This is a genomic window from Methylocaldum sp., from assembly GCF_035627495.1.
In the GTDB taxonomy this organism is placed as follows: domain Bacteria; phylum Pseudomonadota; class Gammaproteobacteria; order Methylococcales; family Methylococcaceae; genus Methylocaldum.
The window spans coordinates 1-22,066 of sequence record NZ_DASPLO010000211.1; the positions used below are offsets into that span (position 1 = coordinate 1).

Sequence of the window (22,066 nt, forward strand, 5' to 3'; positions counted from 1 at the left end):
AACTCATCAACATTCCGGGCCGTCTCCAGAACCGCTTTGGCCTGCGCCAACACGGCCCGTCCACTCGCGGGTCTCGCCATGGCCGTTCACATCTGAAAGAACAGGCCATATTGTTACCCTTATGATCGCGAAATGGAATTATCGGCCCGGGACGAATGGTCCTGCCAAAGTCGGATTTGGCTCGGTTGGGAAATCAAACTCCTGCCGTTCGGCGAGCGATCTTGGGAACCTACGGGTGCTCCGATCCTGCGACCTCAGTGGTAATGCAGCCTTACCTTGTCGGTTCCGACACGCTTTTGCAGACGGGCAAGAAGTTCGTCACCGGGATGTACGCGCCATGTTTCGCCCAACTGGACTGTTGTTTGTGCGGTTTTTCCCCGGTATTCGATATAAATAGGGCAGGCGCCGCCTCGAAACGGCGCGAGCAGGTCTAACAGTTCGTTGACCCATTGGTGGGCGCCCGGTTGCTCGGTGTTCGAGTCCGGCGGAGGCCACTGAATGAATAGGTGCTTGGCGAAATGGGCGCGCGCCTGTGCCATGGTGAGCAGCTTTTCCGCTGTCAGACGGAGTTGGCCGGCATAGTCGTCGAAACTCAGATTACCTTCTATTACCAGTAAGGTGTCTTTTACCAGATGGTCCCGGTATTTCTCCAAAACCTCCGAAAATACCGCCACTTCCAGCCTTCCCGTCCGATCGTCCAGAGTCACGAAGGCCATGCGCCTGCCGTTCTTGTTTTGCCGGGCGCGGAGCTCCACTACCAATCCCGCGACTACCGCACGCACCTCCCGGCGGCCGGGCCCCGTGGGGCCTCGCTCGTTGTCGAGCGACAGCTTTCCCAGACGGCTGGTGACAAAGTGCTGGATTTCGGCCTCGTAACGCCCGATGGGATGGCCGGTGAGATAAAGACCGAGCGTTGTCTTCTCGTGGGCCAGCCGTTCGTCTTCCGGCCACGGTTCGATGACTGCCGCCGCACGCGGTGTTGCCTCGGCCGCCGCCGGAGCCGCGAGCCCGAACAGATCGTCCTGCCCGGTTTCGGCCATGGCGCCGTGTTGCTCGGCGGCTTTGAGCGCGTCCGATAATTCCACCATATGGCGTGCGCGATTCGGATCGATGGAATCCAGGGTGCCGGAACGGACCAAAGCTTCGATCACACGGCGGTTGACCTTGCGCAGATCGACTCTGCGGCAGAAGTCATACAGGTCCTCGAAGCGGCCGCCCCGGCTTCGTTCCTCGAGAATATCCCGGATCGCCGTTTCGCCGACGCCTTTGATGGCGCCAAGCCCATAGAGGATCGTGCTGTCATTGAGCACCGTGAATCGGTATTCGGAGCGATTGATGTCCGGCGGCTGGACAACCAGCTTCATCTCCCGGCATTCTTCGATCAGGACGACGACCTTGTCGGTGTTGTCCATGTCCGAGGACAGCACCGCCGCCATGAACGCGGCCGGAAAATGGGCCTTGAGCCAGGCGGTCTGGTAGGACACCAGCGCATAAGCCGCCGAGTGCGACTTGTTGAACCCGTAGCCGGCGAACTTCTCCATGAGGTCGAAGATATAGCCAGCGATATTCTCGTCGATCCCGAGCCCGACCGAGCCGGTGACGAAAATTTCCCGTTGTTCGGCCATCTCCTCGGGCTTTTTCTTGCCCATGGCGCGGCGCAGCAGATCGGCGCCGCCTAGGGTGTAACCGGCCATGTCGCGGGCGATTTGCATCACCTGTTCCTGGTAGACGATGACGCCGTTGGTGGGCCGGAGAATGGGCTCCAGCACCGGGTGCGGGTATTCCGCCTTTTGCTTGCCGTGCTTGACGTTGATGTAGTCGTCCACCATGCCCGATTGCAGCGGACCCGGACGGAACAGCGCCACCAGCGCGATGATGTCCTCGAAGCAGTCCGGCTGCAGGCGCCGGATCAAGTCCTTCATGCCGCGCGATTCGAGCTGGAAGACGGCAGTGGTCGCGCAGCTTTTCAGCAGTTTGTAAGTGTCGGGATCGTTCAGCGGAATTCGGGCGATGTCCACGGGCGGTTCGCCTTTTTCCGTCCTCTGCTTGTTGATGGTGTCCAGCGCCCAATCGATGATGGTGAGGGTGCGGAGCCCGAGGAAGTCGAACTTGACGAGGCCGACCGCTTCCACGTCGTCCTTGTCGAACTGGGTCACCAAATTCTCGCCGCCGGCCTCGCAGTAAAGCGGGGAAAAATCGATCAGCTGGGACGGCGCGATAACGACGCCGCCCGCGTGTTTGCCGGCATTTCGCGTAATGCCTTCGAGGGACTTGGCGAGATCGATGAGCGTGCGGACTTCCTCGTCGCCTTCGTACAGCTTCTTGAGGTCTTCGCTGTCCGTAAGGGCCTTGTCCAGGGTGATGCCCAGCTCGAACGGAATCAACTTGGCGATCTTGTCCACGAAGCCGTAGGAATGGCCCAGCACCCGGCCCACGTCCCGCACCACGGCCTTGGCCGCCATGCTGCCATAGGTGATGATCTGGGACACCCGGTCGCGCCCGTATTTGCGGGCCACGTAGTCGATCACCTCGTCGCGGCGCTCCATGCAGAAATCCACGTCGAAGTCGGGCATGGACACGCGCTCGGGGTTAAGAAAACGCTCGAACAGCAGCTCGAATTCGATGGGATCGAGGTCGGTAATCTTGAGGGCGTAGGCCACCAAGGAGCCCGCGCCGGAGCCGCGTCCCGGCCCTACCGGAATCCCGTTGTTCTTGGCCCACTGGATGAAATCGGCGACGATCAGGAAGTAGCCGGGAAAGTCCATCTGGTTGATAACCGAAATTTCCAGTTCCAGCCGATCTTCGTAGCGCTTGCACCGTTCTTCCAGGGAGCCATGCCCGGTGGGGGGGCGGACGGCCAGACGTTCCTGCAAGCCTTTGCGCGACTCCTCGGCGAAAAATTCGGCCGGACTCATGCCCTCGGGCACGGGAAAGTTCGGCAGAAAGTTCTTGCCCAGGGTGAGTTCAAGGTTACAGCGTTTGGCGATTTCGACCGAGTTCTCCAAGGCCTCGGGGAGATCGGCGAATAATTGCGCCATTTCCTCGGGGCTGCGGAGGTATTGCTGTTCGGTGTAGTCCCGCGGGCGGCGCGGATCGTCCAAAACCCGGCCCTGATGGATGCAGACCCGGGCTTCGTGAGCCTCGAATTCCGACGGGCTAATGAAACGTACGTCATTGGTGGCGACCACCGGCGCATCGAATTCGATCGCCAGGCTCACGGCGGCCTCGATATATTCTTCCTCGTTCGGACGTCCGGTGCGTTGCAGCTCCAGGTAAAAGCGCTGATCGAAAATTCCGAGCCAATGTTCGAGGAGGCGTTTCGCCTCGCTTCCGTTGCCCATCAGCAAAGCCTGTCCGATGTCGCCCTGGCGGCCGCCGGACAGCGCCAGCAGCCCATCGTTTCTTTCTTCCAGCCACTCCGGCATCAACAACGGTACGCCCTGATGCTGATTCTCCCGGTAGCTTCGTGAGATCAACTCCGTAAGGGTGCGGTAGCCGGCGACATTCTGCACGTATAGCGTCAAAGCATGGGGAGAGGCCGGGTCCGCTTCATTGTAGAGACGTACGTCCGCTCCGGCGATGGGTTTCACGCCTTCCGACAAGGCGGCTTTGTAGAATTTAACTAGGGCGAACAGGTTGGATTGATCGGTCACGGCCACCGCCGGCATGCCCAGCGCCGCGGTGCGCTTGACCAGAGCTTTCACGTCCACCAGACCATCGACCAGGGAATATTCGGTATGAACGCGGAGATGAATGAAATTAGGATTCATGATCCGAAGCTAGATCGTTGGCCGCACGCCGGTTTCAATCGGACAAACAGAGTTCCAGAGCCTGGTCCCATGCCGGAAGCTGTAGGCCGAAATGTTGAAACAGTTTTTCGTTGGATAGAACCGAGAACGCAGGGCGGCTAGCCGGAGTGGGGTAATCGGAGCTCGGGATCGGTTCCAGCCTGGCGGCGGATTCCGGCAACAATCCGTTTTCGTGGGAATAGTCGCGGATTCTGCAGGCGAAGCCATACCAACTGGTTTGGCCGCCGCAGGTCAGATGGTAAATCCCCTGACGGTCGCCCGGTTCGAAACGCCCGTTCTCGCCGGATCGGGCGACCATCAAGGCGGTGGCTTCGGCGATGAGACGGCTCCAGGTCGGCGCGCCTCGCTGATCGTCCACGATTCGGAGAAGTTCGCGTTCCCGCATCAGCCTCAACATCGTGAGCAAAAAGTTTTGGCCGCGCCGTCCGTAGACCCAGGCAGTCCGGAGGATAAAGTGATGCACGCCGGTTTGCTGGATGGCCTGCTCGCCGGCCAGCTTGCTTCGGCCGTAGGCATTTTGCGGACCTGTGGGATGACTTTCGCGATAAGGCGTTTCACCATCGCCAGGGAAGACGTAGTCGGTGGAATAATGGATCAACCCGGCGCCGACAGTCAGTGCTTCCTCAGCCATGATTCCCGGCGCCACGGCATTGATTCGCCATGCCAGATCGCTCTCCTGTTCCGCCTTGTCTACGGCCGTGTAAGCGGCCGCATTGACGATCAGCTGCGGCTGGACTTGCCGGATTGCCGTGCGGATGGAATCGGGATCGGTCAGGTCGAGAACCGGCGCCGACCGGCGGTCCAGAGCTATGACCTTCCCCAGGCAGGCTAAACTGCGGCGTAGCTCCCACGCCACTTGTCCGTCACGCCCGATCAGGAGAATCTTCATGCTTGCCAGACGGGGAGCGTATCGCGGGGAAAATCCTTCAAAAACCGGGCGGACTCATCCTTCGTCGACAAAACGGGATTATCGATCGGCCAGGCTATGCCCAAATCCGGATCATCCCATCGGAGGCTGTATTCGGCGCTCGGATTATAAAAATCGGTGCATTTGTACGAAAAAAGCGCTGTCTCGCTCACCACGCAGAACCCGTGGGCAAAGCCCTCCGGAACATAAAGCTGATGATGATTTTCTTCGGACAGGAGCGCCCCGAACCACCGGCCGAAGGTGGGGGAGCCGACGCGGATGTCCACCGCCACATCGAATACTTCGCCTTGCAAGGCCTGCACAAGCTTGCCCTGCGGCCCGGGATTCTGGAAGTGCAGGCCGCGCAGAATGCCTTTGCGGGACAGCGATACGTTGTCCTGGACAAATTCCCGGTCCAGACCGGCTTCCCGATAGCGCCGCCGATTCCAGGTTTCCAGAAAGAACCCGCGGGTGTCGCCGAAGACGTCGGGTTTGATCAACAACACACCCGGCAGCGGGGTGGACTCGATGTTCATGCGGGGCGGCCCAGATGTAGGAGTCTGATCAGGTACTCTCCATAGCCGCTCTTGTTGAGCTTGATGGCGTGCTTTTCCAGATCTCCGGCGCTGATCCAGCCCTGGCTCCAGGCGATTTCCTCCGGGCAACAGATTTTCAGGCCCTGACGTTCTTCTATGGTTTGAATGAAATTCGATGCCTGCATCAGCGAGTCGTGAGTTCCGGTGTCCAGCCAGGCGACGCCGCGGCCGAGCTTTTCAACTTGAAGCTGACCTTGCTCCAAATACAGGTTGTTGATGTCGGTGATCTCGAGTTCTCCGCGGGCCGAGGGTTTCAGGTCGGCCGCCATGTCGACCACTTGGTTGTCGTAAAAATAAAGCCCGGTGATGGCGTAATTGGACTTGGCGCGTTTGGGTTTTTCCGCCAGATTGACCACACGGCCGTCCTCGTCGAACTCCGCCACGCCGTAACGTTCGGGGTCCTTGACCCAATAACCGAAGACCGTCGCGCCGGTTTCGCAGCCGGCCGCCTTTTCCAAATAGGTATGCAGGCCATGGCCGTAGAAAATGTTGTCGCCCAGGATCAGACAGGAGCGATCCTCGCCGATGAAATCCCGTCCGATGATAAAGGCTTGGGCCAGTCCTTCGGGTTTCTCTTGCACCGCATAACCGATCGACATGCCCCATTGCTCGCCATCGCCCAGCAAGCTCTGGAATAAAGCCGCGTCTTGGGGAGTGGTGATGATCAGTATTTCCCGGATGCCCGCCAACATGAGCACGGACAGCGGATAATAGATCATCGGCTTGTCGTAGACCGGCAGCAGCTGCTTGCTGACGACATAGGTGAGCGGATGCAGGCGGGTGCCGGAACCTCCGGCCAAAATGATCCCCTTCAGATTATTGGACTTCAACGGTATCCCCCTGTGTTGTTCCTGTTAGCCCGATCGGCAGAGCTCTTGCGACCGGCGTCGACGTTTTGCTCAGGGAGTTTCGACTCCCAAGCGTTCCCCCCGGTAGCTGCCATCCGTTACGCGCTGACACCAGTTCTGGTTTTCCAGGTACCACTTTACGGTTTTGCGGAGCCCGGTTTCGAAGGTCTCGGCCGGTTCCCAGCCCAGCTCCCGACGTATCTTGCTGGCATCGATGGCATAGCGAAGGTCATGACCGGGGCGGTCCGCGACGAAAGTGATCAGTTCGCGGTGCGGGCGGTGTCCGGAATTCGGTAATAATTCATCGAGCAGACTGCAGATCGTCTCGACGACCTCCAGGTTGGTCTTTTCGTTGTTGCCGCCGATATTGTAGACCTCACCCGGCTTGCCCTCCTCCAGAACTCGCTCGACGGCCCGGCAGTGGTCCTCGACATAGAGCCAGTCGCGCACGTTGGTGCCGGTCCCGTAGACGGGCAGGGGCTTGCCGTTCATGGCATTGTGGATCATCAGCGGAATCAGCTTTTCCGGAAATTGATAAGGCCCGTAATTGTTGGAGCAATTGGTGGTTAGAACCGGCATTCCGTAAGTATGGAAATAGGCTCTGACCAAATGGTCGGACGAGGCCTTGGACGCGGAATAAGGAGAGTTCGGGCGGTACGCGTTCTCCTCGGTGAATAGCCCGGCGGGCCCCAGTGTTCCGTAGACCTCGTCGGTGGAAACATGCAGGAAGCGAAACGCTTCATGCGCCGTGGGGGAAAGCGACCGCCAGTAACGGCGCGCAGCTTCCAGCAATTGGAAGGTGCCGAGGATATTGGTCTGAATAAAGGCTTCCGGCGAGTCGATCGACCGATCCACATGGCTTTCCGCGGCGAAATTGACGATGGCATCCGGCTGATAGCGTTCCAGGAGATAATCCACCAGACTGCGGTCACCGATGGAACCTAGGACAAAGACGTGGGCGGGGTTGTCTTCGATGCTTTCTAGCGTATCCAAGTTGCCGGCGTAAGTCAGGGCATCCAAGTTGACAACTTGAACGTTGCCTCGGCCCATTTGCCGGAGCACGAAATTTCCCCCGATGAAGCCGGCGCCTCCGGTTACCAATAATGTTTTCGATTCTGTCATGCGGAAGGTCCACCCTTGCGTTGCATCATTCCTCGCGAGGGATTGTAGCCGATGATGGCAACGATCAGGAAACCAATCAGCGCCCCCGACGTGTAAATACAGGCGTAAAGATTGAACTGCCCGTAGAGAGCGAAACGGATGAGTTCCACGGCTTGGGAGAACGGGTTGTATTGGGCGAGGGTGTAGAGCAGTTCGCTCGATTCCTGAATCTTCCACAGCGGATAGAGTGCGGTGGACAGAAAGAACATCGGAAAAATCACGAAGTTCATGACCCCGGCGAAATTTTCCAGTTGCTTGATGAAGGACGACAGCAGCAGACCGAGCGCGCCCAACATCAAGCCCGACAGGATTAGCGCCGGCAATACGGTCAGATAACCTTCCAAGGGCGCTTGGATGTCGTAGAACCAGGCGATCAGGAGAAACGTGTAAGCCTGCAAGACTGCGACCAGAACACCGGCCAGGAGCTTGCCGGCCAGCAAATACCAGCGGGGCAGGGGGCAGACCAAGAGGGTTTTCATGCTGCCCATCTCCCGGTCGTAAACCATGGATAGGGAGCTTTGCATGCCGTTGAACAGCAGAATCATCCCGAGCAGTCCCGGAGTGATGTAAACCTCGTACAAAATATAAGTTTCATAAGGCGGAATAATGGCGACGCCCAGGGTGGAGCGGAAACCGGCGGCGAAGATGAACAGCCAGACCAGGGGGCGCACCAGGGCCGAGACGAAGCGTTCGCGCTGGTGCACGAAGCGGAGCAGTTCCCGCGCCATGATGCCGCGCAAGGCCCGGAGGTAGTGCATGAACCTCATGCGGCCTCCCGCGTCAGCGTGTGGAAAGCGTCGCCCACGGTTTCGGCGCCGGTGGCTGTCAGCACGTCCGGTATCGAGCCCCCAGCCCGAACGGTTCCCTTGTGTAACACGATCAGGTGATCGTTTTCATAGATCTCGTCGATGAGATGGGTGGCCCAGAGCACGGCAATGCCGCTATCCGAACACAGTCGATGCACGTAATCGACGATAGCCTTGCGGCTCGGAACGTCCAAGCCGACTGTGGGTTCGTCCAGCAGCAGCAAGCGGGGGTTGTGCAACAAAGCCCGCGCGATTTCGACTCTTCGCCGGTGGCCGCCGTTGAGCTGGCGGACTTTTTCTTTTCGCCGTTCGTACATGCCTTGCCGCTCCAGTTCTTCGCGGATGCGCAAGTCGGCCCGGCGGCGGCTCAAGCCGTGCAGCGAGGCGTGATAATGAAGGTTTTGCAGCACGGTCAGATCGAGATCCAAGGTCGTTTGCTGGAAGACGACGCCCAACTGCGCCAAAGCACGACTGGATTCCTTCCTGACATCGTGTCCCGCGATGAGGACTCGGCCTTCGCGACTGTCGTACAGCCGGGTGATCAGGGAAAAAAGGGTGGTTTTGCCGGCGCCGTTCGGACCCAGCAAGATGGTGCATTCACCGGGAGCGACACTAAAACTCACGCGGTCGAGAGCTTTCTTTTTGCCATAGGCATACGAAAGCCCCGCCACGGTCAGGGCAGGCGTGGAATTAAAAGTCATGGTTTAACGGCGAGTCCCCAAGGGTAATGGCCCACGGCGACCGACTTCAGCACTTTGTGTTCTTTGAGATCGATGATCGAAATGTCGTTACTCACGCCGTTGGTCGTATAGAGCCGGGTCTGATCCGGCGAAAACTCGAGATTCCAAACTCTTTGGCCGACCAAGAGGTAATCGACGACTTCCAGCTTTTGCGCGTCGATGACGGCGACCCGGTTCGCCGGCCCCAGGGCCACGTAGCCGTAACGTCGATCCTTATCGATGCGAATGCCGACCGGCTGGATTTTCTCCTGAGTGACGCCGGGAATTTTGAAGCCGATCTTTTTGACCGGCTGTTTGGTGCCGACGTCGAAAACGGTCAGGGTGCCGGCGATTTCCGAGGTTATCCAGAGCTGCCGGCTGTCGTCGGTGAATGCGCATGCGCGGGGGCGTGGATCGACCAGGGTGTTGTCCGCGATGTCCAGATTTCGGCGGTCGATCCAGTGGGCCATGTTGGTGGTCTCGCTGGTGCTGACGACCCATTTCCCGTCGGGGCTGACTGCGATGCCTTCCGGCTCCACCCCGACCGGAACGGTTTTGACGGCCTTTTTTGCGGCGATGTCGATCACGGTCACCTGGTTGTCGTCTTCGTTGGAGACGTACAGGAAGCGGCCTTCGGGATCCATCGCGAAGGTTTCGGGATCTTCCCCCGAAGGCAGTTTTCCGACGACTTTCAAGCTTTCCGTATCGATGACCTGAATGGTGTCGTCGTCGCTGGCTGCGACGTAAAGCTGCCGTTGATCCTTGCTCAGCACGATGCCGCGCGGCCGCTTGCCGATCTTGATGGTCTTTACCAGTTTCCCTTGCGCGGCATCGACCACGGCCAGGGCATTGTCTTTTTCCAGGGTGACGAAGATCGTTTCGCCGAAAGCGGAACTTGAGGCTATCCCACCCAGCAAAAGGGCCGACATCAGCAGTTTTTTCATCGATCGAGTTCTCTCGGAAGGCATGGATTTTTTTACGCGGCTCGCTGTTTTCGGATGATATTGATCAAACTACCCGCAAGGACCATTTCAACTTGCCGCGGGGTCATCGGGTGCTCGGTTTCGTAAGTTTCATTCTTGGTCACATTGGTCACTCTCACCCGTTTTCCGGTACTAATGGCCTTTCTGACGTCGGATATGGCGAGGACATCGTCCTTGTCGATACGCTCCCAGTCGGCCGGGTCGACAAAAGTCAATGGCAGGATTCCGAAGTTGCTCAAGTTTTGCAGATGAATCCGCGCGAAGCTCTTGGCGATGACCGCTTTCACGCCGAGATAACGCGGCGCCAGGGCGGCATGCTCGCGGCTCGACCCTTGGCCGTAATTCTCACCGCCGACGACCAGCGAGCCCGTATCCTGATGCCGCAGGGCTCTGTCGTAATAGGTCAGATCCACTTGGCCGAAGGTAAACTTGGCGATTTCCGGAATGTTGCTGCGGTAGGGCAGCACTTTCGTGCCGGCCGGAAGGATCTCGTCGGTGGAGATGTTGTCGCCGACTTTCAACAGCACCGGTCCCCGGATTTCATCGGATAACGGGTCCAGTTCGGGCAGGGGTTTGATATTTGGACCTTTTTCCAGCGCTACCGGCTCGCCTTCCGGAGCGGGCGGAACCAGCATTTCGCTATCGACGTGCAAGGTCCCCGGTTCCTGGAATCGGGGATAGGGGATGTCGAGGGTGCGGGGATCGGTGATCACGCCGGTCAGGGCCGAGGCGGCGGCGGTTTCGGGGCTGCAAAGATACACCTGGTCTTCGCGCGTGCCCGAGCGGCCGGGGAAGTTTCGCGGCACGGTACGGAGGCTGATGCGCCCACTGGCCGGCGCCTGTCCCATGCCGATGCATCCGCCGCAGCCGGCTTGGTGCAGGCGGGCACCCGCGTGCACTAATTTCGCCAGGATGCCCAGTTCGATCATGTTCTCCAGGATTTGCCGCGAGGTAGGGGTCACATCGAACGACACCCGATCGCGCACTTGCTTGCCGTCGACAATATACGCGGCGATGGCGAAATCCCGGAGGCCGGGATTGGCGGAAGAGCCGACATAGGCCTGGTAAATCTCCCGGCCGGCGACTTCCCGCACCGGAACGACGTTGCCGGGGCTGCTGGGAAGCGCGACGAGCGGTTCCAGCGTCGAAAGATCGATCTCCTCGTACTCGTCGTATTGTGCATCCATGTCGGCGAGGATTTCTGTCCAGGCGTCTTCCCGGCCCTGGCTTTTCAAAAATGCCCTGACGGCTTCATCGGAGGGAAACACGGTGGTGGTCGCGCCGAGCTCCGCGCCCATGTTGGCGATGACGTGCCGGTCCATGGCCGTTAGATTCTTCAATCCGGGGCCGTAGTATTCCACGATCTTTCCCAGTCCGCCGTCCACATCGTGCCGGCGCAGCATTTCCAAAATGATGTCCTTGGCGCTGACCCAGTCCGGAAGTTCGCCCACTAACTTGACGCCCCAAACTTTGGGCATGCGCAAGTGAAAAGGCTCTCCTGCCATGGCCAGGGCCACCTCGAGTCCGCCGGCGCCGATCGCCAGCATGCCTAGGGAACCGGCGGCGCAGGTATGGCTGTCGGAGCCCAGCAAGACCTTTCCCGGAATGCCGAAACGCTCCATGTGGACCGGATGGCTCACGCCATTGCCCGGCCGGCTGTACCAAACCCCGAATTTCCGGCAGGTGCTGCCCAGGAAAAGATGGTCGTCGGCATTCCTGTAATCGACCTGCAGCAGATTATGGTCGACGTACTGCGCAGAGAGCTCGGTCCGGACTCGCGGTATCCCCATGGCTTCGAGCTCCAGCATGACTAAGGTGCCGGTAGCGTCTTGGGTGAGCGTCTGGTCGATTCTCAAGCCGATCTCTTCGCCGGCTTGCGGGTTTCCTTCAACGAGATGCGTTTCGATCAGTTTTCGAGTGACATTCTTGCCCATGGCCGTTATCTCCGTTTCTAAAGAAATCAGGTCTTTGACCTCATCTTAGAAGTGGCACTTCGACTCGGGTTCATCATAACCCAGGGTATCCAGCTCGTTCTTGGGATGGATAAAACCCTCCACCGGAGCGACGGCGACGAGCGACCTGTCGGAAGCGATCAGCACCGGTTGCCGCAATTGTCCGTCCCAGCGGCGGAACGACAGAGGCACGCCTTTGAATCCGGCCAAGGCGAACTCCTCGCCGAGCATAAAGGCCCTCACTTTTTCGAAATCTATCGCTTTGGCGCGCGTTGCCGACTCGCCGATGGCCCGGACTGCCAGCCAGGCACCGTAATCTTCCTCGGTCATCCAGCGGCCGGTTTGCTCGCGAAAGCGGTTTTGCAATTGAAGTGCGCCCCAGGCTTCGTGAGTACGGTGCCAAACGGTTGCAACCAGCCCCTGAGTGCCGGCGACGGGGCGCGGCAGCCAAGTGCGATAAGGGAGGTAATCGCCGAACAGGCCTGATTCGTCGGCGACGATAAGAATGTCGTATTCGGTGCCTTGAGTGAAAACGGGCACCTCGGATTCCGGCGTGCGGCGCTCGTCGAAGCTGTGTTGCCAAGCTTTTTCCGCGACGATTTTGGCCCCGAAACGCTTGGCGGCGCGGTTTATCGCTTCAGCGTAAAACTTGTCTCCGTCCCCTGGGCCAACCGCCAGAAACCACTTGTTCCAGCGTTTTTTCGCCAGGTACTGCGCCAAGGCATCGGCGCGCATGGTCCGGCTGGGCAAGAGGTGGAGCATATTGGGTCGGCAGACTTCGCCGCGGAGCCCGTCGTCTCGGCTGGCGATATCGTACAGCAAGGCGTTTTGCGACTCGGGCAAGGCCGCCAACTCGCTGATCTTGGCGGCCTCCAGGTTAAGGAGGATGTGCCTGTGGCCATCTGCCAGCAGGCTTTTGAACGCCGCGGCAACATCGCCCTCCGGCGGCACGACAACTTCACGCAAGCTGAAATTCTGGCGAGTGAAGCGGCCGGTCGTGTTGTTGTCCTGGATGCCAAGACGGGCGCCTTGTACCCCCTTATCGGTTACCACCTGTTCGAAAAAAGGCAGGATCGGCGGGTTCTGAACGTCTTGCGCGAGATAAGCGATGGGCAGTTTATCGAGCTTCGTTTCCGAAGCCGCCTTGGGTTGGGGTTTCGGCGCCGGCGGCATTTTCTTGGCTCCATAGGCTGGCGGAAAGGCAATCAGCAGGAGACTGAAAAAAATAAGCGATAGTTTTTTTGAAATTAAAGGCATGATTCCGCACCCTTCGACCGCGGGAATTATAACGAAACCGACTGCCGCCGAGGAAAGTGCCGTGGCCGGTATGTGTGCTGTCCGACGTTGTGGCTAATTTAAATCCCTATGCCGGACGAGAATATCGTAAAGACTCGAACGGAATCGTTCCGCCAACGCTTCCACCAGATACACCGAACGATGCTGTCCGCCGGTGCATCCAATAGCGGCGGTCAGGTAACTGCGGTTTTCGGCCGCGAACTGAGGCACCCAGCGTTGCAAAAAGCTGGTGACATCGTCCAGATAGCTTTGGACCTCGGCAATGTCCGTGAGAAAGTCGATGACTTCCGAATCCTTGCCGGTCTTGCTGCGAAGGCTGGGTTCCCAATGCGGATTGGGCAGGCAGCGTGTGTCGAAAACGAAGTCCGCATCGAGCGGAATGCCGTTTTTGTAGCCGAAGGACAGGAAATACAGGGACATCAGATGGTCCTGTTTTGCCCCGACGCGCCCCCTTATCAGTTCACGCAACTGGTGTATGTTGGTATAGGTCGTGTCAATAAGAAGATGGGCGCGGCTCGCTACGGGTTCCAGAAGCTTGCGCTCCAATTCGATAGCTTCGCTAAGCGGGTGATCCGCGTCCGTTAACGGATGTTTGCGGCGGGTCTCGCTGAAACGCTTGAGTAGAGTGTCCGTCTCCGCCTGCAGGAAGAGAATCTGACACTCTATCCCAAACCGGTCGGCCAGCTGCAAAGTCAGGGGAAACTGATCCAAGCTGGCGCTCTGATTTCGAGCGTCGATGCTGATGGCGGTTTTCCGAAAAACCCCCGGATTGCCGATCACGGCTTGCCGGATGAAAGGTTCGAAGAGCGAGACCGGTAGGTTATCGATGCAGTAATAACCGGAATCTTCTAGAGTTTCCAGCGCAATACTCTTGCCCGAACCGGATAAACCGCTGACGATGACGAGTTTCATGACGGCATTCATGCTTTTCTGGTAGCGCCGTTTTGTTTACGTGCGTATAAACCGGAAAAGCGATGGTTTAGCGCGGTAGGCAATCAGTGCTCTTGCACTTTTTCCTTGTGTTTGAGGACTTGCCGATCGAGCTTGTCGGCCAGGCCGTCTATGGCGGCGTATAAATCCTCGCTTTCGTCCTGAGCAAATAAGTTGGCGCCGTTTACCTGCACCGTCGCTTCCGCTTTTTGAATCAGCTTTTCGACTTCAAGCACGACGTGCACGTTTACGATCTTGTCGAAATGGCGCCCGATTCGCTGCATTTTTTCCATGACGTAATTTCTCAAGGCTTCGGTTACCTCCACGTGGTGGCCGGTGATGCTGATTTGCATGATGGTCTCCCTATTTTTGGTGGTTGTTATTAAAAAACGCGTTTTCTTTCGTTAGAGGGCGGAATAGCCATGGCTTCCCGATATTTGGCGATGGTGCGGCGCGCCACATTGATGCCCCGTCCTTTCAGCATGGCTGCGATCGTGTGGTCGCTCAAAGGCTTCAGTGAATCTTCGCCTTCGACAATTTCCTTCAAATACGCTTTGATTGCTGTTGCTGAGCATTCTCCGCCGGCGTTTGTCGATACATGGCTGGAGAAGAAATACTTGAATTCGAAGACGCCGTTCGGCGTGTGTATATACTTTTGCGTCGTAACCCGGGAAATGGTGGATTCGTGCATGCCCACTTCCTCGGCGATGTCTCTCAAAACGAGCGGCTTCATCGCCGTCTCGCCGTACTCCAAAAAGTCTTTCTGACGCTCGACTATGCACCGCGCCACTTTCAGCAGAGTCTCGTTCCGACTTTGCAGGCTCTTGATGAACCAGCGCGCCTCTTGTAGATGGTTCTTCATGGTTACGTTATCGGCGCTATTGTCGGCACGCTTGATCATACCCGAATAAAACGGATTGACGCGCAGCTTGGGCGAAATTTCAGGATTAAGGGCGACGATCCAGTCGTCTCCCTGCTTGACGACAAAAGCATCGGGAATCACGTATTGAGATTCCGTCGAGGAAATCTTGCGGCCGGGTTTGGGTTCCAAGGTGCGGATCAACGCCACCACGTGATTCAGATCCTCATCGGATAAGTCCAAGGAGCGTTTGAGTTTGATGAGGTCTTTCTTGGCCAGGAGTTCCAGATACCGGGTCGCCAAGGCGAGCGCCTCCTTTCTCCAGGGGGTGTCGTCGGGTAGCTGATTCAATTGGATCGCCAAGCAATTGGCGAGGTCAGTCGCGGCCACCCCGGGCGGATCGAAGTTCTGAACCCGGTGTAAAACGGCCTTCACTTCCTCAATTTCCAAGCCATTAACTTGAGTGGCCAAACCTTGATGAATGTCTTCCACGCTGACCGTCAGATAACCATCGTCATCGACCGCATCGATAATCGCCGTGGCAATAGCGTAGTCCTGTTCGCTGAACGGCGTTAGTTCCATCTGCCAGTGCAGGTGATCCTGCAAGGTTTGAACGGGAGCCCGCTGGAAAATGAAATCGTCGTTGTCCGAATCGGACGATGGGGCCGAGTAGCTCTGAAAGCTGTCGTATACCTCGTCCCATGACGAATCGACCGGTAATTCCTGGGGAATGTCGGTCTGGGCGTCAAGATTCGCCAATTCCTTAAATTCCGGCTCGCTGGCTGGTGTCGGTGTCTCTATCGACTCCTGGAATTCCCCGTGGCTGCCCTCATCCTCCGCCACTTCGAGCATCATGTTCGAGTCCAGCGCCTGTTGTATTTCCTGCTGTAAATCCAGGCTCGACAACTGCAGCAGCTTGATGGCCTGTTGCAGTTGGGGGGTCATGGTCAACTGCTGACCCAACCGGAGTTGCAGAGTTTGCTTCATGAAGCTTTACATCCAGAAATACACATTGGCGGCAGGAGGGTTAAAGTCATTCTAGTGCACAGCTATCAACCATAAAAGGGACCGTCTAAAGGGAAAAATGTTCGCCTAGATAAACTTGGCGTACTTCCTTGTTTTGCACGATGTCTTGCGCCGCACCTTCGGCAATTACGATGCCTCCGCTAAGGATATAGGCGCGGTTGCATATTCCGAGAGTCTCGCGCACGTTATGCTCGGTAATCAGGATGCCGATACCGCGGTTTCTCAGGTGCTCGATAATCTTTTGGATGTCGATGATTGAGATTGGATCGACCCCGGCGAACGGTTCGTCCAAAAGCATGAACTGCGGCTCGCAGGCTAATGCCCTTGCGATTTCGACTCTTCTGCGCTCGCCGCCCGAAAGACCTAGGGCGGGCTGATCGCGCAGATGACCTATGTTGAATTCCTCTAAAAGCTCCTCGATCACCAGTTCTCGCTGTCCATTGGTCAATCCCTTACGCAACTCTAAAACCGCCCTCAAATTATCGGCTACGGTCAGCTTGCGGAAGATGGAAGGTTCCTGCGGCAGGTAGCCTACTCCGAGCTGCGCCCTGGCATGCATGGGCAAATTCGTGATGTCGTGGTCGTCCAAATAGATTGTACCGCTATCCGGGCGTATAACACCCACGATCATATAAAAACTGGTGGTTTTTCCCGCACCGTTTGGACCCAGCAAACCCACGATTTCTCCGCTGCCGATTTTCAGCGAGACACCGTTGACGACATTGCGCTTGTTGTAGCGTTTAAGAAGATCGGTCGCAGCCAGGATAGCCATCGGTTTACTCGGATTTCTCTTTCGGCTGCATTTTTACATGAACGCGTTTGCTGCCGGTGGAAGGGCTGCCGGCCTTGAATAAAGCGTTTTTGGTGTCGTATTCGATGATATCGCTGGCGGTGGAATTCTGCCCCTGCCAAACCAGCGCCTTGTCGTAGAGAATCAATATTCCGGTTTCCGGGAAATAATCGGCCCGTTGCGAGGTCCCGTGAATGTCTTCCTTACCGCCTTCGGGAGTTTGTTTCAGTCGGGTGGGCTTTCCGGTAACGACGACTTTTTCGGTCTGACCGCCTTTTTGATAAACGGTCATTTGGTCGCCCTGAACCTCTAGGCTCCCTTGTGTGGCTTTCACGTCCCCGGTGTAGACGGTTTCGCCCTTCTTTTCATCGTAAGTAGCCGTATTGGCCTCGATATAAATCGGCTGCTTCGAGTCGCTGTCCAATGCGAACGCGTTTCCGGCGGCCAAGAAAAACCATAAGAAAGTCAGCAGACTTAAAATAAAGCCGTTAATCCTGCCGTGCGGCGCTTGCTGAAAACGCATCGAAAAACAAGTGTAGGTCTCGCATTCGGGCCTGCCGCTCGAATATTTCGAGTTGTCGCAGAGGCTCTTAGGGTATTTCATGCTTTCGTCGTACATCTGAGAGTATCGTGACTTTTAGGTCATCGCCGAAATGAACTTGTGCGCCCTTGCCGGTCAGTTCGTCCGGCGGGCTCAATACTTGAATGGACTCGCTGGTTTCGGCGTAGTTGCTATCCGGTTGGACTCTGGCGTTCTGCGTGACGATTTTCAGCGTCCGATTGTTTGCGTCTCGCTCGCGCAGAATAAGGACGTTTCCGTTTAGAAAGAGGGTATCGCCTTCGGCCGGCATAACGGCCGTATCGGAGTGAATGACCCATGGTGGTCCGTCCGTTCCGTAGAGTGTCAACACCGGCTGTGCCAATTCGGTACGATCTTCGTCCACATAATGGGTAAGGTTTACCGCAAACAGCAATTGTTTAGGCTTGCCGTTTTCGTCCATCAGCGTCCGACTGATGTTTTTCGAATAATAATCGATCTTGCCGTGCGTTCCCGGTCCTTGGGACTCTTCGTCGGGCGTAAAGATACCGGCCAACCACCAGGTCAATAATGCCAGGGTGGCTAGCGTCAGGTAGGTTACCAGTGATCTAAGAGCAAGAATGCTCATTTAGAAATGGCTCTCGATCACGCCTTCCAAGGTGCCCTGAGCCTTCATGACGAGATCGCAGACCTCCCGAGCGGCACCCGCTCCGCCGGGGCTGGCCGTAACCCAGTGAGCATGCCGCCGAATACTGAAGTGGGCGTCCGCCACCGCTACCGCCAGTCCGACCCGCCGCATGATCGGCAGATCCAGCAGGTCGTCGCCGACGTGGGCTATCTCATCGGGAGCCAGTGCCAACTTCTGGCGAAGATGGTCGAATGCGTCCAGTTTGTTTTGGTACCCCTGATAGACATGCCGAATGCCGAGGCTATCCATACGCAACGCCACCGATTGAGAATGCCGGCCGGATATTACCGCCGTTTCCACGCCCGTTCCCTGGAGCAACTTGATGCCGTGGCCGTCGCGGGCGTGAAAGCTCTTGTATTCCACGCCTTGCTGATCGAAGAAAAGCCTGCCGTCGGTCAAAACGCCGTCCACATCGAAAATGACCAGGCGAATGTCGGCTGCACGAGCCAACACGTCTTGTGCGGCATGCTCGGGCATCAAACCACTCCGGCTCTCAATAAATCGTGCATGTTAAGCGCTCCCATTAGCCGGTTGTCCTCGTCCGCAACCAAGAGAGCGCTGATCCGCTTTTCCTCCATGATGCGCACCGCTTCAGCGGCTAGGAGTTCGGCGGAGACTTTGGTGCAATGTCGCGTCATGACCTCTTTAATCGGAGTGGTGTGAATGTCGCCGGCTTTTTCGAACAATCGCCGGAGATCGCCGTCGGTGAAAATGCCGAGCACTCGACGATCGTTATCGACGACAGCCGTCATACCGAGCTTCTTGGCCGTCATTTCCAGGACGGCATCGCGCACCAAGGCCATTTCCTGCACCGCTGGAACTTCCGGGCCGGCGTGCATGACATCTCGCACTCGGATCAACAATCGTCTTCCGAGACTTCCGCCCGGATGGGCGAATGCGAAATCCTCCCGCGTGAATCCCCGCGCTTCCAGTAGCGCTACGGCCAAAGCGTCTCCCATTGCCAGCATCGCGGTCGTGCTCGATGTGGGCGCAAGACCGAGCGGGCAGGCCTCTTCTTTCACGGCGGTGTCGATATGCACCTGCGACTGCCTGGCCAGCGTAGATCCGGAATTGCCCGTTATTCCGATCAAGGGGACGTCGAGTCGCTTGATCAAATGCAATATGGTCAATATCTCGTGGGTTTCGCCCGAATTCGACAAGGCTAGAACGACGTCGTGCGCGGTGATCATGCCGAGGTCGCCATGACTCGCTTCGCCGGGATGCACAAAAAACGCAGGGGTGCCGGTACTCGCCAAGGTAGCGGCGATCTTGCCGCCGATGTGGCCGGATTTCCCCATTCCGGTCACGACAATGCGACCCTTGCAGACCAGCATGAGTTCGCAGGCTGCCGCAAAATGCCTGTCGATGCGTCCGGCCAGGGCAGCTACCGCCTCGGCTTCGGTTTGTACGACTTTGAGTCCGGCCCGACGTAGGCTCTGCTCATCGTAGGTCGTCGTGAATTTGGCGCGCTGTAAGCTCGACGTCATGCGTGTGAACTGCTCAGAATTGGGCGATTATGCCATGAATATAGCCCACAGGTTGCCGGATGCGCGGATTTTCCGGCTTCGGTTCTGCGCTTTGTATTGGCTGAAAGTAAAGCGCTTGGTGTCTGCCCTGTGCAAAAGGAGCGATCGCGCAAACCATAGATTCATCGTTGCGGCTGAAGCCGGCTATTCCCGCGTAATGAATGCCAGTTTGGTGATTCCCGCCTTGTGAGTGACGGCCATGGTTTCCGCGACCCGGCCGTAGGCAACGGCGGTGTCGGCCTGGAATTGCACGATCAGCTCCGGATCGGCTTGCAGCAGGTCGCGCAGCAATTGTTCCAACGCTTCCAGCGGTTGCGGTTGATCGTTCAGAGTAATCTGGCCCTGGGCATCGATGGCGATGGTGGCCAGGTGCTTGTCGGGGGAGGGGTCGGTTTTCTCGGTCTTCGGCAGGTCGACTTTCACCGCTTGGGTTAGCAGCGGAGCGGTGACGATGAACACAACCAGCAAGACCAGCATGACGTCGACCAGCGGCGTCACGTTGATTTCGCTCATGGCTTCCCGATCGGAAGAGGAATCGGTTTTAAATCCCATGGTCATTCACCCCCGTTGGCTTTAAGACCTGATTTCACAGCGAGGTTGAGAAAATCGGTGGCGAAGTATTCGAGGTCCGCCTCGCACAGCTTGATGCGCCTTACGAAGAAGTTATACGCCAGTACCGCCGGAATGGCGGCCGCTATGCCGATGGCCGTGGCGACTAGCGCTTCGCCGATGGGGCCGGCGACCACATCCAGGCTGGCTGACTTGGCCTGGCCGATATCCTGCAGGGCATGCATGATGCCCCATACCGTGCCGAACAGTCCCACGAAGGGCGAGGTACTGCCGATGCTGGCGAGCATGGACAGGCCTTGCTCCAGATCCTTGCGCTCTCTGCTGATCTGCTGGCGCAGGGACCGCTCCAGAATCGACTCGATGTCACCGCTCCACTCTAGCATGCGCGAGGCATTGCTGCGTACATCCTTGAGGACGCCAAAACCTGCGCCTGCAATGCGGCCCAAGGCGCTGGCCGAATGTTCGAGACTAGAAGCCGCGGCGAGGTCCGGAGCCGCCCAGAAAGCCTTGTCGTAGCCACGATTGCGCAGGCCGATGCTCCAGATCGTCCAGCTCTTGAAAAAGATGATGCCCCAGGTAATGACGGAAAACCCGATCAGCACCCATAAGGTGATCTGAACGATGTCGGCGGAAGATATGTGAATCATGCGATAACCTTTTTCAATGTTTTAGTTTGTACTCGATGGGGACGATAACCCAGCTAATCACGCCCTGGCCGCCTTTGCGCGCGGGGATAAAGCGCCAGTTCCTGACCTGTTCCACGGTCGCTTCGTCCAGAATCCCGTGACCGCTGCTGCGTTCGATTTTTATTTCTCCCGCCGAGCCGTTCGACAGCACTTGAACGCGCAGAGTGACCGTGCCTTCCCAACGTCTTTCTAGAGCAATACGCGGATAGCGCGTTGGCGGATTGTTCAGCCCGGGAGCCTTGTAAGTGGCCTCGACGAAAGGTGCCGGCGCGGCTGGTCTAGCCTGGACCGGCGCGGTCGATGCCTCAACCGGCGCGCTGGGCGTGGGCGTTGTGGCTTGAGGAGGCTCAGGCGCGGGGGCGGGTGTCGGGCGCACCGTCGGCTTAGGTTTGAGTTTAGGTTTGTCCGGTTTTTTCGGCGCAGGTTTTTCCGGTTTGGGCGGCGGCTGTTGTACCTGCGGCTGTGGCGGCTCCGGATCAGCTTTAGGTTGCGCGGCGACGAGTGAGACTTCCAGTAGTTGCGGGGGGGCTTCCACCGGTTTGGGGTCTACGGCCGCGGTGAGCCAGACGACCCAAATCGCAGCGTGCAGTGCGGCTGCGGCAACAATGGAAAAAGTGGGCTCCAGCCACGAGCGACATCCGTGGTTGGTGTCGGCGGAGATCGAGGTCATATGCAGATGTGCGGGTGATGGTTCGGTTCAGAAGACGTGGGATGCGCAGCTTAAATAACGGGAATTCTAACTGGGGCAGTATTTTACACCCAGTTTCTAATCTCAACCCCCTAAATATCAGTGTTGTAATTGATCGATCCACGGCGAAGATCCGTCAGCTTCTAATAGGGCGGATGGTTTTATTCGGCAAAATTCAGGCCGTATGTGCCATTTCGTAGCCTTACCGCAGCCAGGCGGACACGTCATGGATAGGTATGTTTGCGTGATATGACTCAATATTCAGGTTTAGACCCCGGATTCAGAGAGGGCTGCCGGCATTCGTGAGCGTGGTGTTGTGGTGATGGATTTCGGGAGTCATTGAAAATGCAATGAAAAATGACCTTTCCGGATGTTTGTTTGGGTGGGGTGGGAAATCGATGCTGTGGCGTAAAAAGGTGTCATATAACCTATCGAAATGTGTCATATGACACACTTTTTGCCTATCCGTCGTGCCCGTGGCTCTGCAGGGCGCGTGATTATTGAGGGAGGTGATATGGCACGGATATTTCTAGTAGAGGCGGCTCGGGTTTAGGTTCTGTTGACATTTCGGGAGCTCTCCGGCGATGTCGCTCGCCATTTACGAAATGGCGAACCGATTAGCAGTCACGGAGAATGAATGGCGTATCCTCTTTCCGATTTTGGCGGCTCAAAAACATGTATATATCGG

At 57.5% G+C, this 22,066-nt stretch carries 21 protein-coding genes; all 21 read right to left on the reverse strand.

Annotated elements, in window-relative coordinates:
* Window positions 1-254 precede the first annotated feature (254 nt).
* The 21 genes from dnaE to VEB01_RS21090 all read right to left on the reverse strand — a co-directional run bounded on the left by dnaE (window position 255) and on the right by VEB01_RS21090 (window position 21,360).
* A complete protein-coding gene (dnaE, locus tag VEB01_RS20990; RefSeq protein ID WP_324878932.1) occupies window positions 255-3,770 on the reverse strand; it encodes a DNA polymerase III subunit alpha in 3,516 nt (1,171 codons plus the stop codon).
* A 34-nt stretch (window positions 3,771-3,804) separates the two neighbouring features.
* Entirely contained in the window at window positions 3,805-4,698 is an 894-nt protein-coding gene (gene rfbD, locus VEB01_RS20995) for a dTDP-4-dehydrorhamnose reductase (protein ID WP_324878934.1), read from the reverse strand.
* Window positions 4,695-5,252 carry a dTDP-4-dehydrorhamnose 3,5-epimerase gene (rfbC, locus tag VEB01_RS21000; RefSeq protein WP_324878936.1) on the reverse strand — a complete coding sequence of 186 codons (558 nt, stop codon included), beginning with the start codon at window positions 5,250-5,252 and terminating at the stop codon, window positions 4,695-4,697. The genes rfbD and rfbC overlap by 4 nt, the downstream gene beginning before the upstream one ends.
* Complete coding sequence (gene rfbA / locus VEB01_RS21005; RefSeq protein WP_324878938.1) at window positions 5,249-6,142, reverse strand: glucose-1-phosphate thymidylyltransferase RfbA; 894 nt, start codon at window positions 6,140-6,142, stop codon at window positions 5,249-5,251. Before rfbA ends, rfbC begins: the two co-directional genes overlap by 4 nt.
* A gap of 69 nt (window positions 6,143-6,211) precedes the next feature.
* Window positions 6,212-7,282 (reverse strand): dTDP-glucose 4,6-dehydratase, encoded by a 1,071-nt coding sequence (rfbB, locus tag VEB01_RS21010; RefSeq protein ID WP_324878940.1) that lies wholly within the window; start codon window positions 7,280-7,282, stop codon window positions 6,212-6,214.
* A complete protein-coding gene (locus VEB01_RS21015; RefSeq protein ID WP_324878942.1) occupies window positions 7,279-8,088 on the reverse strand; it encodes an ABC transporter permease in 810 nt (269 codons plus the stop codon). Before VEB01_RS21015 ends, rfbB begins: the two co-directional genes overlap by 4 nt.
* Window positions 8,085-8,828, reverse strand: coding sequence for an ABC transporter ATP-binding protein (locus VEB01_RS21020; RefSeq protein ID WP_324878944.1), 744 nt, complete (start codon window positions 8,826-8,828; stop codon window positions 8,085-8,087). The genes VEB01_RS21015 and VEB01_RS21020 overlap by 4 nt, the downstream gene beginning before the upstream one ends.
* The gene (locus VEB01_RS21025) at window positions 8,825-9,790 is read right to left on the reverse strand and encodes a PQQ-dependent catabolism-associated beta-propeller protein (protein ID WP_324878946.1); all 966 of its coding nucleotides are present in this window, start codon (window positions 9,788-9,790) and stop codon (window positions 8,825-8,827) included. Before VEB01_RS21025 ends, VEB01_RS21020 begins: the two co-directional genes overlap by 4 nt.
* Window positions 9,791-9,822: 32 nt before the next feature.
* On the reverse strand, window positions 9,823-11,763 hold the full coding sequence (locus VEB01_RS21030) for an aconitate hydratase (RefSeq protein ID WP_324878948.1): 1,941 nt from the start codon (window positions 11,761-11,763) through the stop codon (window positions 9,823-9,825).
* A 45-nt stretch (window positions 11,764-11,808) separates the two neighbouring features.
* Window positions 11,809-13,038 carry an ABC transporter substrate-binding protein gene (locus VEB01_RS21035; RefSeq protein WP_324878950.1) on the reverse strand — a complete coding sequence of 410 codons (1,230 nt, stop codon included), beginning with the start codon at window positions 13,036-13,038 and terminating at the stop codon, window positions 11,809-11,811.
* A 93-nt stretch (window positions 13,039-13,131) separates the two neighbouring features.
* On the reverse strand, window positions 13,132-13,989 hold the full coding sequence (rapZ, locus tag VEB01_RS21040; RefSeq protein ID WP_324878968.1) for an RNase adapter RapZ: 858 nt from the start codon (window positions 13,987-13,989) through the stop codon (window positions 13,132-13,134).
* Window positions 13,990-14,072: 83 nt separating this feature from the next.
* Window positions 14,073-14,360: a ribosome hibernation-promoting factor, HPF/YfiA family gene (gene hpf / locus VEB01_RS21045; RefSeq protein WP_324878951.1), complete on the reverse strand. Its 288-nt coding sequence runs from the start codon at window positions 14,358-14,360 to the stop codon at window positions 14,073-14,075.
* Window positions 14,361-14,389: 29 nt separating this feature from the next.
* Entirely contained in the window at window positions 14,390-15,853 is a 1,464-nt protein-coding gene (locus VEB01_RS21050; RefSeq protein WP_324878953.1) for an RNA polymerase factor sigma-54, read from the reverse strand.
* Between the two features lie 85 nt (window positions 15,854-15,938).
* Complete coding sequence (gene lptB, locus VEB01_RS21055; protein WP_324878954.1) at window positions 15,939-16,664, reverse strand: LPS export ABC transporter ATP-binding protein; 726 nt, start codon at window positions 16,662-16,664, stop codon at window positions 15,939-15,941.
* A 4-nt stretch (window positions 16,665-16,668) separates the two neighbouring features.
* Entirely contained in the window at window positions 16,669-17,286 is a 618-nt protein-coding gene (lptA, locus tag VEB01_RS21060; RefSeq protein WP_324878956.1) for a lipopolysaccharide transport periplasmic protein LptA, read from the reverse strand.
* A complete protein-coding gene (gene lptC, locus VEB01_RS21065) occupies window positions 17,273-17,848 on the reverse strand; it encodes an LPS export ABC transporter periplasmic protein LptC (protein WP_324878958.1) in 576 nt (191 codons plus the stop codon). Before lptC ends, lptA begins: the two co-directional genes overlap by 14 nt.
* Entirely contained in the window at window positions 17,849-18,385 is a 537-nt protein-coding gene (gene kdsC, locus VEB01_RS21070) for a 3-deoxy-manno-octulosonate-8-phosphatase KdsC (protein WP_324878960.1), read from the reverse strand. It abuts the gene before it with no gap.
* Entirely contained in the window at window positions 18,385-19,395 is a 1,011-nt protein-coding gene (locus VEB01_RS21075) for a KpsF/GutQ family sugar-phosphate isomerase (RefSeq protein ID WP_324878961.1), read from the reverse strand. The genes kdsC and VEB01_RS21075 overlap by 1 nt, the downstream gene beginning before the upstream one ends.
* Before the next feature lie 183 nt (window positions 19,396-19,578).
* On the reverse strand, window positions 19,579-19,986 hold the full coding sequence (locus tag VEB01_RS21080) for an ExbD/TolR family protein (RefSeq protein WP_324878963.1): 408 nt from the start codon (window positions 19,984-19,986) through the stop codon (window positions 19,579-19,581).
* A gap of 2 nt (window positions 19,987-19,988) precedes the next feature.
* Entirely contained in the window at window positions 19,989-20,651 is a 663-nt protein-coding gene (locus VEB01_RS21085) for a MotA/TolQ/ExbB proton channel family protein (RefSeq protein ID WP_324878965.1), read from the reverse strand.
* Window positions 20,652-20,664: 13 nt separating this feature from the next.
* The gene (locus tag VEB01_RS21090; RefSeq protein ID WP_324878967.1) at window positions 20,665-21,360 is read right to left on the reverse strand and encodes an energy transducer TonB; all 696 of its coding nucleotides are present in this window, start codon (window positions 21,358-21,360) and stop codon (window positions 20,665-20,667) included.
* Between the last annotated feature and the right edge of the window lie 706 nt (window positions 21,361-22,066).